Source organism: Pseudorhodoplanes sp. (genome assembly GCA_032027085.1).
Lineage (GTDB): Bacteria > Pseudomonadota > Alphaproteobacteria > Rhizobiales > Xanthobacteraceae > Pseudorhodoplanes.
This window is the reverse complement of the sequence record JAVSMS010000001.1, coordinates 3,348,508-3,364,592: the sequence shown is the minus strand read 5'-3', so window position 1 is coordinate 3,364,592 and position 16,085 is coordinate 3,348,508. Positions and strand designations below refer to the sequence as shown.

The 16,085-nt window shown below is 62.4% G+C and carries 17 protein-coding genes; 6 read left to right on the top strand and 11 right to left on the bottom strand.

The window, feature by feature from the left end:
- Window position 1 precedes the first annotated feature (1 nt).
- On the bottom strand, window positions 2-1,225 hold the full coding sequence (locus RO009_16260; GenBank protein ID MDT3686587.1) for a threonine ammonia-lyase: 1,224 nt from the start codon (window positions 1,223-1,225) through the stop codon (window positions 2-4).
- A gap of 135 nt (window positions 1,226-1,360) precedes the next feature.
- Between RO009_16260 and RO009_16255 the strand changes: the two genes are divergently transcribed.
- The 3 genes from RO009_16255 (at window position 1,361) to RO009_16245 (ending at window position 3,480) form a co-directional block, all read left to right on the top strand.
- Entirely contained in the window at window positions 1,361-1,984 is a 624-nt protein-coding gene (locus RO009_16255) for a hypothetical protein (protein ID MDT3686586.1), read from the top strand.
- Window positions 1,985-2,098: 114 nt separating this feature from the next.
- Window positions 2,099-2,650 (top strand): RDD family protein, encoded by a 552-nt coding sequence (locus RO009_16250; protein ID MDT3686585.1) that lies wholly within the window; start codon window positions 2,099-2,101, stop codon window positions 2,648-2,650.
- 80 nt (window positions 2,651-2,730) lie between these two features.
- Window positions 2,731-3,480 (top strand): arginyltransferase, encoded by a 750-nt coding sequence (locus tag RO009_16245; GenBank protein ID MDT3686584.1) that lies wholly within the window; start codon window positions 2,731-2,733, stop codon window positions 3,478-3,480.
- A 105-nt stretch (window positions 3,481-3,585) separates the two neighbouring features.
- On the opposite strand, the gene parC is transcribed toward RO009_16245, so the two are convergent.
- Entirely contained in the window at window positions 3,586-5,844 is a 2,259-nt protein-coding gene (gene parC, locus RO009_16240) for a DNA topoisomerase IV subunit A (GenBank protein ID MDT3686583.1), read from the bottom strand.
- A 169-nt stretch (window positions 5,845-6,013) separates the two neighbouring features.
- Between parC and RO009_16235 the strand changes: the two genes are divergently transcribed.
- On the top strand, window positions 6,014-6,301 hold the full coding sequence (locus RO009_16235) for a hypothetical protein (protein ID MDT3686582.1): 288 nt from the start codon (window positions 6,014-6,016) through the stop codon (window positions 6,299-6,301).
- Window positions 6,302-6,467: 166 nt separating this feature from the next.
- Window positions 6,468-6,704, top strand: coding sequence for a hypothetical protein (locus RO009_16230; protein MDT3686581.1), 237 nt, complete (start codon window positions 6,468-6,470; stop codon window positions 6,702-6,704).
- A gap of 53 nt (window positions 6,705-6,757) precedes the next feature.
- Here RO009_16230 and recO read toward each other — a convergent pair whose 3' ends face one another.
- The 4 genes from recO to lepB are packed head-to-tail and all read right to left on the bottom strand — an operon-like array spanning window position 6,758 to window position 10,005.
- Complete coding sequence (gene recO, locus RO009_16225; GenBank protein MDT3686580.1) at window positions 6,758-7,495, bottom strand: DNA repair protein RecO; 738 nt, start codon at window positions 7,493-7,495, stop codon at window positions 6,758-6,760.
- A gap of 32 nt (window positions 7,496-7,527) precedes the next feature.
- Window positions 7,528-8,457, bottom strand: a complete 930-nt coding sequence (gene era / locus RO009_16220) for a GTPase Era (GenBank protein MDT3686579.1) — start codon at window positions 8,455-8,457, stop codon at window positions 7,528-7,530.
- The gene (gene rnc, locus RO009_16215; GenBank protein ID MDT3686578.1) at window positions 8,450-9,208 is read right to left on the bottom strand and encodes a ribonuclease III; all 759 of its coding nucleotides are present in this window, start codon (window positions 9,206-9,208) and stop codon (window positions 8,450-8,452) included. Before rnc ends, era begins: the two co-directional genes overlap by 8 nt.
- Before the next feature lie 41 nt (window positions 9,209-9,249).
- On the bottom strand, window positions 9,250-10,005 hold the full coding sequence (gene lepB, locus RO009_16210; GenBank protein MDT3686577.1) for a signal peptidase I: 756 nt from the start codon (window positions 10,003-10,005) through the stop codon (window positions 9,250-9,252).
- Between the two features lie 271 nt (window positions 10,006-10,276).
- On the opposite strand from lepB, the gene RO009_16205 reads away from it, so the two are divergent.
- Entirely contained in the window at window positions 10,277-10,999 is a 723-nt protein-coding gene (locus RO009_16205) for a hypothetical protein (protein ID MDT3686576.1), read from the top strand.
- Here the strand turns inward: RO009_16205 and RO009_16200 are convergent.
- The 5 genes from RO009_16200 to rpoZ all read right to left on the bottom strand — a co-directional run bounded on the left by RO009_16200 (window position 10,996) and on the right by rpoZ (window position 15,941).
- Window positions 10,996-11,853 (bottom strand): tetratricopeptide repeat protein, encoded by an 858-nt coding sequence (locus RO009_16200; GenBank protein ID MDT3686575.1) that lies wholly within the window; start codon window positions 11,851-11,853, stop codon window positions 10,996-10,998. The two genes, RO009_16205 and RO009_16200, sit on opposite strands and share 4 nt — an antisense overlap.
- A gap of 5 nt (window positions 11,854-11,858) precedes the next feature.
- On the bottom strand, window positions 11,859-12,272 hold the full coding sequence (gene acpS / locus RO009_16195) for a holo-ACP synthase (GenBank protein ID MDT3686574.1): 414 nt from the start codon (window positions 12,270-12,272) through the stop codon (window positions 11,859-11,861).
- Window positions 12,269-13,027, bottom strand: a complete 759-nt coding sequence (locus RO009_16190) for a pyridoxine 5'-phosphate synthase (protein MDT3686573.1) — start codon at window positions 13,025-13,027, stop codon at window positions 12,269-12,271. Before RO009_16190 ends, acpS begins: the two co-directional genes overlap by 4 nt.
- A 17-nt stretch (window positions 13,028-13,044) precedes the next feature.
- The gene (locus RO009_16185) at window positions 13,045-15,243 is read right to left on the bottom strand and encodes a bifunctional (p)ppGpp synthetase/guanosine-3',5'-bis(diphosphate) 3'-pyrophosphohydrolase (protein MDT3686572.1); all 2,199 of its coding nucleotides are present in this window, start codon (window positions 15,241-15,243) and stop codon (window positions 13,045-13,047) included.
- Window positions 15,244-15,539: 296 nt separating this feature from the next.
- Window positions 15,540-15,941 carry a DNA-directed RNA polymerase subunit omega gene (gene rpoZ, locus RO009_16180; GenBank protein MDT3686571.1) on the bottom strand — a complete coding sequence of 134 codons (402 nt, stop codon included), beginning with the start codon at window positions 15,939-15,941 and terminating at the stop codon, window positions 15,540-15,542.
- Window positions 15,942-16,085 lie beyond the last annotated feature (144 nt).

The following is a 16,085-nucleotide window of genomic DNA, read 5'->3' as shown; positions in this document are numbered from 1 at the left end:
TTTACTCCATCGTCTCGCCGGCATGCAGCCGCACCGGCTGATAGCCATCCTTCGCCAGCGCGCTGATGATCTCCTCGGCATGCGCATGGTCGCGCGTCTCGACCGTCACATCCAGCCGCGCGCCTTTTGCGGGCACGTCCAGGAACAGCCGTTTGTGAGCGACTTCCAGGATATTGGCGCCGAGCACGCCGAGGCGCGTCGCGATCTGCCCGAGCACGCCCGGCCGATCCGGAATCGTCAGGCGGAATGAGACGATCTGTTCGCCACGTTCGAGCTCGCGCACCATGATGGAGGCGAGAATGCGCGGGTCGATATTGCCGCCGCAAAGGATCAAACCGATGCGCCTGCCGCAAAAGCGATCCGGCTCCGCCAGCATCGCCGCCAGTCCGGCGGCGCCGGCGCCTTCCGCCATGGTCTTCTGCAAGGTCAGGAAGATGTTCACCGCGCGCTCGAGATGTTCTTCGTCTGCCAGCAAAATGCGTGACACGAGCGCGCGCACGATGGGCAGCGTCAGCCGCCCGACATTCTTGACGGCAATGCCTTCCGCCAGGGTCGGGCCGCCGATCGGCCGGTCCTTGCCGTTGATTGCGTTCCACATCGACGGATAGAGCGCGGCTTCCACGCCCAGAATCTCGATCTCCGGCTTGATCGCCTTTGCCGCAATGGCATTGCCGGAAATCAGGCCGCCGCCGCCGATCGGCACAACAAGGCAATCCAGGTCGGGCGCGTCGTGCAGCATTTCCAGCGCGATCGTGCCCTGCCCGGCGATCACCCGTGGATCGTCGTAAGGGTGAACCAGCACCAGGTCGCGCTCGGCCCGCAATTCCTCCATCCGCGCCTGCGCTTCTGCGACGCTTTCGCCGTGCAGCACCACATTGGCGCCATAGCCCCGGGTAGCTGCGACCTTCACCAGCGGCGTGGTCACCGGCATGACGATCGTGGCGGCGATGCCGAGTTTCGCCGCGTGGTAGGCCACCGCCTGCGCGTGATTGCCGGCCGACATGGCAATCACGCCGCGGGCCCGCTCGGGCTTGTCGAGACTCGCCAGCTTGTTGAGCGCGCCGCGCTCCTTGAAGGAATTCGTAACCTGCAGATTTTCGTATTTCACAAAGACGGTGGCGCCGGTGAGCTCGGACAGCCGCGGTGCCGGCAGCATGGGGGTGCGCACCACCCGGTTGGCCAGAATCGCCTGCGCGGCCTCGATATCGGAAAGTGCAATGGTCATGTCGGGTTCGTCACAGGCTGAAAATGGCGTATCCGCGGCACCAGACGCCATGTTTTCGGCGAGATCAACCGCCAGAAATCACGCCCCCGCGTCATGCCGACCGTTTCGGCCGGCGCCACCTCGCCGAGGCCTGTCATGCCAAAGCTGTTCTGGACTTATGCAGGACGAATGGCCTTTTCCGTCCTGTGCTCTGTCGCCGGCGCCCTGCTCGTTTCCAAGCTCGGCCTGTTGCATCATGAGCCGGCGCAGAAGCTTGAGATGATTGTTTTCGACCAGTCGGATTTGACCCGCTTTGACAACGTCGCCCAGCGGGTCGAGGCCGGACATGTCGCCATGCGCGAATTGAAGGCGGCCCAGGAGGCCGAAGCGCGACGCCGGGCGGCGGCGGAAGCAGCCGAAAAGGAGGCCGCTCGCGAGCAGGCGCGCAGCCACGCGGCGGCACAGGCGCAGCCCGACCGCAAAAAGCTGCAGACGGCGCGGCGGGAGACTTCATTCGCGGTCACTACGGCCGCGCCCGCGGCGCCTCTTGTGATCACGCCAGCTGCCGTCGCCGACAAGCCGACGGCGCGCGAGGGCCTCGAAGGCGTGTTCGACAAGCTCGCCTCCGGCGTCTTCAAGATCCGCGACTTTGTCGTCAATGCGGTGAAAATCGAGAAGCCTTCCAATCTGCCCTTTGGCTCCGCGTCGGCCTCCTCCGATTCGCTGCATGTGGTCGACGATCATCACAGCCGGCTGAAACTGCCCGCCCTCGCGATGTGACGCCGGCGGCGTGAACTGCACGCCGCTCGCGCGAATCTGATGGGAGGACGTCCGGGAACCTCTTGCGTGGGGATGCTTTTTGTCCCCATCTTTCCGCAGGAGCGAGGATATCCCATGAGCAGCGGTCCCAGCGGCAACGATCCGAAACAGGTCGGCGTGTCCTTCGACGTGAAGCCGCACGCCTATGATCCGGCCACCCAGCCTGAATTGTTCGACGGGGTGCCGGCACGGCGTGTGATCGCTTTCCTGATCGACCTGATCATCCTCGCAGTGCCGATGGTATTCCTGGCGATGTTCATCTTCGCCGTTGGCGTCGTCACGCTGGGGCTCGGTTTCGTGCTCTACGGCCTGATGCCGGTCGTCTCAGTGCTCTGGGCGCTGTTCTATTACGGCATGACGCTTGGTTCTCCGCGTTCGGCCACCATCGGCATGCGGGTGATGGATCTGGAGATGCGCACCTGGTACGGCGCTCCGAGTTATTTCGTCCTCGGCGCCGTCCATGCCGTGGTATTCTGGGTGACCGTCTCGGCCCTGACACCCTTCATCCTCCTTGTCTGTTTTTTCAACAGCCGCCGCCGCCTCCTGCACGACATGCTGGTGGGTACGGTTGTGATCAACAATCAGATGCGGGCGGCCGCCATGCGGCCGGTGCGGCCGACCGCCTGACAAGGCGGCCGGAGAACCGCCCCCTTTGACGAATGGGGCCTGACGGGAGAACATGGCGGCAGGAGGGTTTGCATCGGCCCGTGACCCAGCATTCGCGCGACACACCACAATTCTATCTGACCGCGCCCTCGCCCTGCCCGTATCTGGCAGGAAAAGAAGAGCGGAAGGTGTTCACACACCTCGTGGGCGACCGCGCACCGGGCCTGAATGATCTGCTGACGCATGGCGGCTTCCGCCGCAGCCAGTCCATCGCCTATCGCCCAGCCTGCGAAGCATGTCGCGCCTGCATTTCGGTGCGGGTCGTCGCCGATGACTTCCGCCCCACGCGCTCGATGCGGCGCATTGACGATCGCAATTCCGATCTGATTGGCGAGATGCGCAGGGCCACGCCGACCTCGGAGCAATATTCGGTGTTCCGCGCCTACCTTGACGCGCGGCACCGCGACGGCGGCATGGCCGACATGACCGTGCTCGATTACGCGATGATGGTGGAAGACAGCCACGTTGAAACCCGCATTGTGGAATACCGGCGGCGGGACTCAGACGCGGCCTTTCAAGGTCGCAGCAGCGGCACGCTGCTGGCGGTGGCGCTGACCGATATCCTCAATGACGGATTGTCGATGGTTTATTCCTTCTTCGAGCCCGAAGAGGACAACCGTTCGCTTGGCACCTTCATGATCCTTGACCACATCACACGCGCGCGCCGCATGGGATTGCCCTATGTCTATCTTGGCTATTGGGTGTGCGGCTCGCGCAAGATGGATTACAAGAGCCGCTTCCTGCCGCAGGAACGACTGATGTCGCAGGGCTGGGTGCGGGCGGAGCTTTGATCTCGCCGTCAGTCCGGACGCGCTGAAACACGTTCCGGAATCCAGACGTAGCAACCTTGCCGCCGAATTCCGGGGTCGCTAGCTAACACTGGCGCCCCGGAATGACTATGAGGCAATCGTCTTCCCGAACTTGTTGCTCTTCGGAAATCCTTTCGGCGCCAGCCGCCCGGCGTCGGCGCGGTTGCCGCGCCAATCCTTCAGCTCCTTCAGCGACATCGAGAAGGCCCGCCCGGCGCTGTCGAACCAGGTCAGCCCCTCCTTGCCGCCGAAGGTAGTCAGATCGGACAATCCGCCGTCCTTGTAGCGCTGCAAGCGCACGCCCGCGCCGCGCGCCATTTCCGGCACCTGCTCCAGCGGGAAGATCACCATCTTGCGGTTCTCGCCGATCGCGGCGGCCAGCTCGCCATCGATGGTGGTGATGGCGCAGGCGCCATCCTTCTCCTTCACATTGAGCACCTGCTTGCCCTTGCGCGTGTTCGCCAGGCACTCGTCTTCTGAGACGATGAAGCCGCGGCCGGTCTGGCTGCCCACCAGGAATTTGCGTCCGCCCGTGTGCGCGAAGACGGAGACGATGTCGGCATCCTGATCGAGATCGATGAACAGCCGCACCGGCTCGCCGTGACCCCGCCCGCCCGGCAGCTTGCCGGCATCGATGGTGTAGAAGCGGCCGTTGGTCGCGAACAGCAGACATTTCGAGGTGGTCTCGGCGGGGAACGAGAATTTCAGCGCATCGTCGGTCTTGAACACGACACCGGACAGATCGGAGACATGGCCGCGCAGCGCCCGGATCCAGCCCTTCTCCGACACAACCACCGTGACCGGCTCGCGGACGATCAGCGCTTCCTCCACGGCGGCTGCCGCGTGTTCTGCGACCTCCCCGAAGGTGGTGCGGCGCTTGCCCAGTTCGGTCTTCGGTCCGAAGGCGTCGCGCACCGCCTTGATCTCATCCGAAACCTTCTTCCACTGCTGCGCCTCGGAGCCGAGCAGCGTTTTCAGGCTCTTGCGCTCTTCGCGCAATGCCTTGTCCTCCCGCTTGATCTCCATCTCCTCGAGCTTGCGCAGATTGCGCAGCCGCATGTTGAGGATGGAATCGGCCTGCAGATCGGTGAGCTTGAAGGTGCGAATGAGCACGGGCTTCGGCTCGTCGTGCGTGCGGATGATCTTGATCACCTTGTCGAGGTTCAGATAGGCGATCAGGAAGCCGCCCAGCACCTCCAGGCGATGATCAATCTGCCGCAGCCGGTGGTTCGAACGCCGGATCAAGACATCGCGGCGATGGTCGAGCCAGGCGCGCAGTGCCTCGGCCAGGCCGACAACCTTCGGCACCTTGCCGTTGATCAGCACATTCATGTTGAGCGGAATGCGGCTTTCAAGCTCGGTGAGCTTGAACAGCGATTCCATCATCACCGCCGCGTCTACCGTGCGCGCGCGCGGCTCGATCACCAGCCGCACGTCTTCCGCCGATTCATCGCGAATGTCGGCGACCAACGGCAGCTTCTTCTCGTTCATCAGTTCCGCGATCTTTTCCACCAACCGCGATTTCTGGACGAGATAGGGTATCTGCGTGACCACAACCTGGTATGTGCCGCGGCCGGTGTCCTCCTCTTTCCAGCGCGCACGCACACGGAAGGAGCCGCGGCCGGTCGCATAGGCCTCCGCGATGGTCTCGGGAGAATCCACGATGATGCCGCCGGTGGGGAAATCCGGACCGGGCACGTATTTCATCAGCGTCTTGGAACGCGCATTCGGATTGGCGATCAGGAACAAGGCTGCGTCGCACAATTCGGCGGCGTTGTGCGGCGGGATCGAGGTTGCCATGCCAACCGCGATGCCCTGCGAGCCGTTGGCGAGAAGATTGGGGAACGCGCCGGGAAGAACAACCGGCTCTTCCGACAGACCGTCATAGTTCGGACGGAAGTCGACCGCGTCCTCGTCGATGCCTTCGAGCAGAAGGCGCGCGACCTCGGTCATGCGCGCTTCAGTGTAGCGGTACGCGGCGGCGTTATCGCCGTCGATATTGCCGAAATTACCCTGACCATCGACCAGCGGGTAGCGTGACGAAAAATCCTGCGCGAGACGCACCAGCGCGTCGTAGATCGCCTGGTCGCCATGCGGGTGGAAGTTACCCATCACGTCGCCGACGATCTTCGCCGATTTCTTGAAGGTTGAACCGGGATCAAGGCGCAGCAGACGCATGCCGTAGAGGATGCGGCGGTGGACCGGCTTCAAGCCGTCCCGCGCATCGGGCAGCGCCCGGTGCATGATGGTGGACAACGCATAGGCGAGATAGCGCTCTTCCAGCGCCTCGCGCAGGGCGATTTCCTGGACCTCGCCTTTTTCGGGCGGAATCGTTTGCTTTCCCATGATGTGTCGGTAACCCGCAAAAGGCCCATGAACAAGGGATGAACACGGGAACCACGTCGGATTCAGAGTGTCGCCGCTTTACTGGCTGTACGGAGGCGACGCAACACAGGCTGACGGACCCGATGCGGGTTCTTCGGCTTGCTACAGATATTGAAGGGAAGGAATGAACATGCGCAGGATATGTCTCGCATTCGCCGCTGTGGCCGCTCTCTTTTCTTTTGCGGCCCTGGCAACGAATCATGCCAACGCCGTCACGCTTCCGGCGCCGGCGGCCATCAATGGCGCACTGGCAGATTACAAGCTCACCGAAGAGGCCGCTTATGTGTGCCGGCGCCGCTGCGGCCGCTATGGTTGCACCCGGCGATGCTGGTGGACCGGACCGCGTTACTACCGTCCCTATTATCGGCCCTACCGACCCTATGGCTATTATCGTCCCTATCGCTATTACCGCTGGTAACAGCCGGTAACGATGTAATGGAATATTGACCGGCACCGGCGGCACGCAGACGTCGGTATGTCGCCGGAATGTTGCGTCTTCTGCTAAACATTGGCTGCGACCGCATTGAGTCTCTTTTCCGTGCGGCGGGTGGTTCAAACCGTAGGAAGGAAGAACGGAGATCCTGATGAAGACAATCCTTGTTGCGATGCTGGTGGCCGTTGGACTCGGCCTCGCCGGCACCACCGGCGCATCCGCCGCTCCGGCCAATGGCGGCGCGATTAACGGCGCGATCAACATGCAAAGCATGATTGAGCAGGCGCAGTATTATTACTATCGCCGCGGCCCGCGCTGCCGCAACGTCCGCGTTTGCCGCGGATATGGCTATTATCGCCGTTGCTGGTGGGAGCGCCGCTGCTACTGATAGCGTCCGGTTTCGGACAAAGGGCCGGTCCCTGCGACCGGCCCTTTTTATTTTCACGCGGCGTTCGGCAACGCGCGCTCGACGGCGGCGATGAAATGCACGCGTGCATCAGAAAATGTCAGGTTGCGGGGCTCAAGCACATCGCGCGCCAAGAAAAAGCCGGTAAGCTGAAAACCCTTGGCCAGATCGGCGGCCGACGGCGCACCATGATTGTCCTCCGCCAGAAATGCCGGCAAGGCGAGCAGACGATGGCGCCACTCCTCCCCCGCCTGGCGTGAGACCGCCCGGCCCGATTTCGGCGAGACATAGACGAGATCATGCGTCTGCCCGGTCGCGGCGCAGGACATGAGATCAAGACCGAAACCCAGTTCAACCAGCATCTGCATCTCAAAATGCACGACGTGCGCGCCGGCGAGCGCCGGCTCGTCGAGCGCATCGAGGATCATTTCCAGGCTGTCATAGATCGCTTCATGCGGATCACGCTCCGGCAACAGCCGTGCCAGTGCCGCAAGATGCGTCACGGCATAGACCGCATGCGATGAGGTCAGCAGCGCGCCGGCGCGCAGGTTGAGGCCTTCAACCGTGAAGGTGCCGAGATGATCGTCGAGACGCGCGCTCCAGGTGGCGTGCACCGTATTGCCGGGCTGCAGCACCGGACGCAGGCGCGAGCCGCTGCCACCACGCACCAGGCCGAGATGGCGGCCATGCGCGCGCGTCATCAGTTCGAGAATGGAGTTGGCCTCCCCGTGCTTGCGCACGCCCAGAACAATGCCGTCGTCGAGCCAGTGCATGACGCAACCTTGCCGGCGAATCTGCGCGGGCGTCAATCCTTGGGGAATTCCAATCCCATTTCGCGATAGCGTGCCGGATCGTCGCCCCAGCCTTCGCGGACCTTCACAAACAGAAACAGATGCACCGGCGCTTCCGCGACTTCAGCGATGTCCCTGCGCGCGTCGGCACCGATCGCCTTGATGGTCTGGCCGCCCTTGCCGAGCACGATCTTGCGCTGGCTTTCACGCTCGACAAAGATCGTCTGCTCGATGCGCACCGAGCCATCCTTGAGTTCCTTCCAGTCGGTCGTCTCCACCGTCGACTGATATGGCAATTCCTGATGCAGCCGGTGATACAGCTTCTCGCGCGTGATCTCGGCGGCGAGCTGGCGCAGGGGCGCGTCTGAAATCTGATCTTCGGGATAATGCCACGGGCCCGGCGGCACGTGTTCGGCCAGCCAGTGTTTCACATCGGCGACGCCACTGCCGGTCAAGGCGGAAATCATGAAGGTCGCGGCGAATTTGGCGCGAGCGTTGATGTCGTTGGCGAGGCCGAGCAACACTTCCTTGTCGACGAGATCGACCTTGTTCAGCAGCAGAAACTTTTCGCCGCCAATATCCCCGATTTTGGACAGGATCGCGTCGGTCTCCTCGTCGATGCCCTTGCGGGCATCGACCAACAATCCGGTGAGGTCGGCGTCCTGTGCGCCGATCCACGCGCTGTCCACCATGGCGCGGTCAAGCCGCCGCTTGGGTTTGAAGATGCCCGGCGTGTCGACAAAGATGAGTTGCGCCTTGCCTTCTATGGCGATGCCGCGCACCAGCATGCGCGTGGTCTGCACCTTGTGCGACACGATCGACACCTTGGAGCCGACCATCGCATTGAGCAGCGTCGATTTTCCCGCATTGGGGGCGCCGATCAAAGCTACGAAGCCGCAACGCGTCTCTGTCTCGTCTACTGCGCCGATCTTCCGCTCAGCCATCGCTGCGCACGCCTTCCCGCGCCAAGAGAGCAGCGGCCGCCGCCTGCTCCGCGGCGCGTTTTGAGCGCCCCTTGCCTTCGGCAGGATCGCGATTGGGCAACGTCACGGCCACCCGGAAAACCGGATCATGGTGGGGCCCCGTGCGTTCGACCTCGCGATAGGCCGGGGTCGGCAGGCCGCGCCCCTGCGCCCATTCCTGCAGCACCGTTTTCGGATCGCGCAGCGGCCGCGCGGGCTTGCGCATCCGCTCCGCCCAGAAGCGATCGACAAAAGCTTTTGCCGCCTGATAGCCGCCGTCCAGAAAGACCGCGCCGATCAGCGATTCGCATACGTCGGCGAGAATGGCGGCCTTGGCGCGTCCGCCGGCGCGCACTTCTGAGGCGCCCAGCCGCAAGGCGGTGCCGAGATCGATGGCCCGCGCAACATCCGCGCACGTTTCCCGGCGGACAAGATCGGCCAGGCGGCGCGACAACTCACCCTCATCCGCCTTGGGGAAGGCCGCAAACAGCATTTCGGAAATGGCGAGGCCTAGTACGTGATCGCCGAGAAATTCCAGCCGCTGGTAGCTGCCGACGCGCCCCTGCCCCTTCAACGCCGAAATATGGGTCAGCGCGCGGTCGAGCAAAGCCGGATCATTGAACCGGTAGCCGATGGTGGATTCCAGCGGAGTCGCCGCCGGCTTGGCCTTGGTCTTGCGCGCGCGTGCGGGCGCTGCGCGCTCCTTGGCGGCCGCACCGCGCTTTGCGGCCACCGAGCCGCCGGGCTCACCTGACGCGTTATCGGCCCTTCGATTCATCTGACGATAGTGAACAACCGGCTCCAGCGGACCACCCAGGGCCAGCGCCACACCTGCCAGGCGCGCTCACCCTCGGCGACCGAAAAGAAAATGATCTGGGCGCGGCCGATCAGGTTCTCGAACGGCACGTAGCCGACCTGGCTGAGCACGCGGCTGTCGGTGGAATTGTCGCGGTTGTCGCCCATCATGAAATAATGGCCGGCGGGAACGACATACTCCTGCGTATTGTCATAGAAGCCGTTATCGATCAGATCGAGCGTCGTATAGGTGATGCCGTTCGGCAACGTCTCGCGCCAGCGTTTGACCCGCGTCGCGCGCTCAGTCTCCTCGGTCTCGATGTAATCGGAAATGCGCTCGCGCTTCACCGCCTGCCCGTTGATGTGCAGCAGGCCGTCGATCATGCGGATGCGGTCGCCCGGCAATCCGATGACGCGCTTGATGTAGTCGGTCGAGTCGTCCTTCGGCAGGCGGAACACCACAACGTCGCCGCGATCGGGCTGCGAGCCGATGATGCGGCCGGAGAATAGTGGCGGGGAAAAGGGGAAAGAATAGTGACTGTAGCCGTAGGAATACTTGGAAACGAACAAGTAATCGCCGACGAGCAGCGTTTCCTTCATCGAGCCGGACGGAATGTTGAACGGCTGGAACAGGAAGGTCCGGATCACCAGCGCGATAATGAGCGCGTGGACAATGACGCGGACGGTTTCACCCAACCCGCCTTCTTTTTTCTTCGCCCCGGTGGTCACGCTCATAAGCCTTCTTGTCCCTGAACATCTCTTGGATCGCGCGTCCGGCGACTTGTAGCGGCTGGGCTACCAAGGCGCAATAAACGCAGGAATTTTGTCTAATCCTATGATTTTACAGGATAAATCAAATCTGCCCACAACCACTGAAGCGCCCCGATCAGACCTCGGTCGCACCGCTGACATGGAATGCAAGTATGATTCACCTGTTGCCGACTGCCCTTAGCAGTCCCATTACTCCTGCAAATCCGGTTCAAATATGTCGGTATCGGGGATCGTGATGACGGATCAGACGCACGAGCAGCAAATCACCTTCCGTTGTCCGCCGGAACTGGAAACTATTCTGCCCAAGCCCGTGCCGGCCGTGCAGGGCCTTCCGGACTGGTTCAAGACCATGCCGCAAAAGGCATTCAACGCGGCGTCGCAGGACGAGCAATTCACCGTCAAGAAATGCCCGCCCTTCATCGACGCCATGACCTACGGTTTTCTGATGCCGTTGGTCGCCGATCTCAAGGTCGAGAAAGGAGAATTCAGCTGGGATCGCGATGTCCCGGGCGGCGCGATCACCAATTACCCGCGCTCGCCCCTGCAATTCCACGACAACACCCAGGTGGTCGGGACGCCCTTCTATGAAGACGACCGCTTCATCGTGAAGTTCACCAACTTCTGGACCATCGAACTTCCAAGAGGATTTTCACTTCTGATCACCCATCCGGTGAACCGCCGCGATCTGCCTTTCACGACGCTGACAGGGCTGGTCGACGCCGATACCTATCACGACAATTTCATTCATTTCCCGGCCTGCTGGGAGAACCCGGCTTTTACCGGAATAATTGCGAAGGGCACGCCGGTTGCCCAATGCATTCCTGTGAACCGCGAAAGCTGGGCTGCAAAATTCGAAACCATCACAGGAGATGCCGCCCAGCGCCTGCACGACGTGTCGATGGCGCTCGCGCTTGAGCAAGGCGTCTATCGCCACGAATTCCGCGCCAGCAAACGTTAGGCTTGCGCGTGTGCCCCGAGCGCTTGCGCCACTGCGCTTGGCCGCAGCCAGAACCGTCCGCGCGCCGACCGTACCAGAATGTAACGGGCCTTGTCATAGAGCGCGGAATTGAGGGCGATGGCGCCGCGAAGTTCAGCCATGGCGTCATCCCACTGATCGAGTTCGAGCAGGCAATAGCCAAGTTGCAGCCGTGCTTCCGCCCATTCCGGAATCTGCCGCAAAACCTGCCGGAACAGATCTGCCGCGCGCGGGAATTCGCCGTTGTCCCGTAACACGCAGCCTTGGCCATAAACTGCATTGGGATGGGCAGGTCTTTCGACCAAGGCGCGCGCAAACGCCCTTTGCGCCCCGTCGCGATCGCCCCGCATCAGCAAGACGCGCCCCAATGTGCACCATGTTTCGGGATCGCCTGGGAAAAGCTTCAGGCCCTTTCGCAAAATGTCTTCGGCTTCGGCAAACCGGTTGAGGCTGTCCAGCAATATGCCGTATTCATGGAATGCGGCCGCAAAGGCTGGCTGGCGTGCCGTCGCACGTTCAAGCCAAGTCAAAGCATCGGCGGCGCGGCCTGTCTGTCGCAACGCCATGGCGAGATGTGTTTCGATCACCGGGTCCTTGCTGTCGCGTGCGGCGGTTTCCAGCAATCCCGCCGCCTCGGCCGGTTTGGATCGGGCGAGCAAGACCACACCGAGCGCATGCAAGGCACCGCGATGGTTCTGCTTACGGGCAAGCACCCCGCGCGCCAGTTGCTCGGCTTCATCCAGACGACCCGCTTCGATGGCGGCTTTCGCCTCGTCGACAGTACGATCATCGGGTGATCCGCCACGACCGCCCCGGCTTTGTTTTCCGACCGCCATCGTCGCTAACCCGCGTCCGCTTTGCCCGGCACGGCCGAGATCACAACAAAGGCCTGTGCGATCGGATACTCGTCGGTCAGGCTGACATCGATCCGCGCCTCGCATCCTTTCGGTGTGATCCGCCGAAGCTGATCGAGCGCGCCGCCCGTCAGTTGCATGGTCGGACGCCCCGATGGCAGATTGACGACGCCCATGTCCTTGAAAAACACGCCACGCCGGAAACCTGTGCCGAGCGCCTTCGAACAGGCCTCCTTGGCGGCGAAGCGCTTTGCGTAGGTGTCGATGCGGGTCGCGCGCCGCTCCGCCTTGGCGCGCTCGATGTCGGTAAAGATGCGTTTGATGAAGCGCTCGCCATGGCGCGCGATCACCTTCTCGATGCGGCGGATGTCGACGAGATCGGAGCCGATGCCGAGGATCATCGCGGCGCTTTCTCGCGGCCGCGATCCATTGCAGCGCGCATGGTTTTGATCGCGGCGTCGAGCCCGACGAAGGCCGCCTCCCCGACCAGGAAATGTCCGATATTCAGTTCGACGATTTCCGGCAACGCGGCGATTGTCTCGGCGCTCGCAAAGTCGAGACCGTGGCCGGCATGCACTTCCAGTCCCAGGCTGTTCGCAAGGCGTGCGCCCTCGACGATGCGCTTCCATTCGGGCTTGGCCGCCGTCCTGTCATGCACCAGCGCCTCGCACCAGGCGCCGGTGTGAATCTCAATCACCGGCGCACCGACCATCTTGGCGGATTCAATCTGCGCCGGCTCGGGCGCGATGAACAGCGACACCCGGATCCCGGCCGCAGTCAGCGCCGACACCGCGTCCTCAACCAGAACTTTCTGTCCCACGACATCGAGGCCGCCTTCGGTGGTGCGTTCCGCCCGCCGCTCCGGCACCAGGCAAGCGGCATGCGGCTTCGTCTTCACCGCGATGGCGATCATGTCGTCGGTCGCGGCCATCTCGAAATTGAGCGGCTTGGTAATTTCAGCCTTCAGTCGCGCGATATCTTCATCGCGGATATGGCGGCGATCTTCGCGCAGATGCGCGGTGATGCCGTCCGCGCCCGCTGCGACAGCAAGTTTCGCCGCCCGCACTGGATCGGGATGCACCCCGCCGCGCGCGTTGCGGATCGTCGCAACGTGATCGATGTTCACGCCCAGCCGGAGATACGGAATTGTCGGCACGTCGCAGCTCTTGTCAATCAGCCATTCACACGCATCGCATGCGCGACCACGGCTTTTGCACGCAATTGCGAGATGATCGCAGTGAGATGCTTGAGGTCGTAAACCTCAAGATCGATGATCACCGTTGTAAAATCCGGCGACTGCCGTGTCATATGAATATTGTCGATATTGCCATCATGCTCGGCAATGACCTGCGCGATCTGCGCAAGCGACCCCGGCTCATTCACCGAGTGGACAACGATCTGGGCCGGGAATCGCTGCGGCGCACGCTCGTCCATGTCCCAGCGCAAATCGAGCCAGCGCTCGGGCGTGTCCTCGAATTCTTTCAAAGCCGGCGACTGGATCGGATAAATGGTGATGGCCTCGCCCGGTGTGAGAATGCCGACAATGCGGTCGCCGGGCACCGCCCCTCCCTTCGGCGCAAAACGCACCGGCAGGTCGCTGTTGATGCCGCGCACCGGGATCGCCGAGCGGGTTTCACCGGCCGGTATCTTGGCCTTCACCGACTTCGCTTTCTTCAGGTCGAACCAACCGCTGTCGCCAGCGGGGGCGCTGATGGCAGCCCGTTCCTCCCGATAATCGGGGTACATGGCACGCGCCACGTCTGACGCTTTCATCTCGCCGCGACCCACCGCCGCCATGACGTCCTCGATGGAGGCGCGTGCCAGGCGCGGCAGCGCGCCCTGCAGCTTCTCGTCGGAGTAGTCTTTCTTGGCGCGCTGGAACAGCCGCTCGACGATGCGCCGCCCGAGCCCCGCATATTGCGTGCGCACCGCAACCCGTGTGGCGCGGCGGATGGCGGCGCGCGCTTTTCCGGTCACCACGAGGGACTCCCAGGCGGCCGGCGGCGCCTTCTGGGCCTTGGAAACGAGGATTTCAACCTCGTCGCCATTCGCCAACTCCGACATCAACGGCGCGATCTTGCCGTTGATCTTGCAGCCCACGGCCGTGTTGCCGACATCGGTATGTACCGCATAGGCAAAGTCGATTGGCGTTGCCTGCCGTGGCAGCGCGATCAGCTTGCCCTTGGGCGTGAAGCAGAAGACCTGATCATGGAACAGTTCAAGTTTTGTGTGCTCAAGAAATTCCTCGGGGTTCGACCCCTCAGCCAGAAGTTCGATCGTCCGCCGCAGCCACCCATAGGCGTTCGATTCACGCGACAGCATCTCGCTTGGCGAACCGGCGCCATCCTTGTAGAGCGCGTGCGCGGCGATACCGTATTCGGCGACGTTGTCCATATCCTCGGTGCGGATCTGCAACTCGACGCGCTGCTTGCCCGGGCCGATCACCGTGGTGTGGATCGAGCGGTAATCGTTTTGCTTCGGGGTCGAAATGTAATCCTTGTAGCGCCCGGGCACGAACGGCCATGTCGTGTGCACGATGCCCAGCGCCTGGTAGCAATCGGCCGTCGACTTCACGATCACGCGGAAGGCATAGATATCCGATAGCTGCTCGAAACCGACCGACTTGCGTTCCATCTTTCGCCAGATGGAATAGGCGCGTTTCTGCCGCCCTTTAACGGTGGCAATGATGCCGCGGTCGGCGAGCTTGCGAGTGAGCTGTTGCTCAATGTCGGTGATGAGATCCTTGTTGCGGAGCGCCAGTGTGAACAGCCGCTCGGTTACGACATCATAGGCTTCGGGATAGAGTTCGCGGAACGCGAGATCCTCAAGCTCTTCGCGCAATTCCTGCATGCCCATGCGGCCGGCAAGCGGCGCATAAATTTCGATCGTCTCCTCGGCGTTGCGGCGCTTCGACTCCGGCGACATGTAATCGAGCGTACGCATATTGTGCAGGCGGTCGGCGAGCTTCACCAACAGCACGCGCACATCCGCCGCAATCGCCAGCAGCAGCTTGCGGAGATTCTCCGCCTGCTTGGCCTCCTTGGTAACGAGGTCGAGCTTTTTCAGCTTGGTCAGGCCTTCGACCAGTGTGCCGATGTCGTGGCCAAACAATTCGTCGATTTCGGCGCGGGTCGCCTCTGTGTCCTCGATCGTGTCGTGCAGCAACGCCGCCGCAATGGTGGCGTCGTCGAGCTTGAGATCGGTCAGAATGGCGGCGACTTCGAGCGGATGGGAAAAGTAGGGGTCGCCGGAGGCGCGCTTCTGCTCGCCATGCGCCTTCATGGCGTAAACGTAGGCGCGGTCGAGCAAGGCCTCGTTGGTCTGTGGATTGTAGCGGCGTACCCGCTCAACCAATTCGTATTGCCGCATCATCGGCGGCTTGGCGACTTTCTGTTTCTTCTCAGCCACCTGCCCGACAACGCTCAGGGAGTGTTCGAGCGAGACCCGGCTGCGCGCCTGGTTCTGCATGCGAGGTAATTGAGGCTTCGAACGCACCATGACGATCCTGAAAGGCGGCCACAGGGCTGCTTCGGGCGCCCATCACGCCTTTCAACACCATGATATCACGGCGTTTTGCCCCAGCCGCAAGGCTAAGCCGCCGGCCCTTAAATTAAAAAGCAAAATGGCCCGGCAAAGCCGGGCCATCGCGGATTTCGGTGAAAGGACCCTTACTCGTCTTCGGGCTCGGGTTCTGGCTCCGGCTGCGCCTCCGGCGGCGTCAGGCCTTCGAGGCCCTTGAGAAGCTCTTCCTCGCTCATGTGCTCCATGGCGACATCGGTGTCATCGGCGTCAACCGAGCCGGAGGTGCCGATGAGCGGTGCTTCAGGCTCTGGTTCATCCACTTCAACGTATTTCTGAAGCGAATGGATCAGATCTTCCTTCAGGTCGCCGGGGGAGATCGTCGTTTCCGCGATCTCGCGCAGCGCCACAACCGGGTTTTTGTCGTTGTCGCGGTCCAGGGTTATCTGGGAACCGGACGAAATCATGCGGGCGCGGTGGCTCGCCACCAGGACGAGCTCGAAGCGATTTTCGACCTTGTCGATGCAGTCTTCTACGGTGACACGGGCCATGGGCTCGCCACTCCTGGAAACAGGGACCTTGGTGGATTTGGGCTCTAGCTACCCTCCTCCGCCCCAAAGCGCAAGGCCCAATCACGGGAGAATGGGCGGGTTCTTCCATCAGCGGAAACCAAAGCGCGGGAGTGAAGTTGCCTT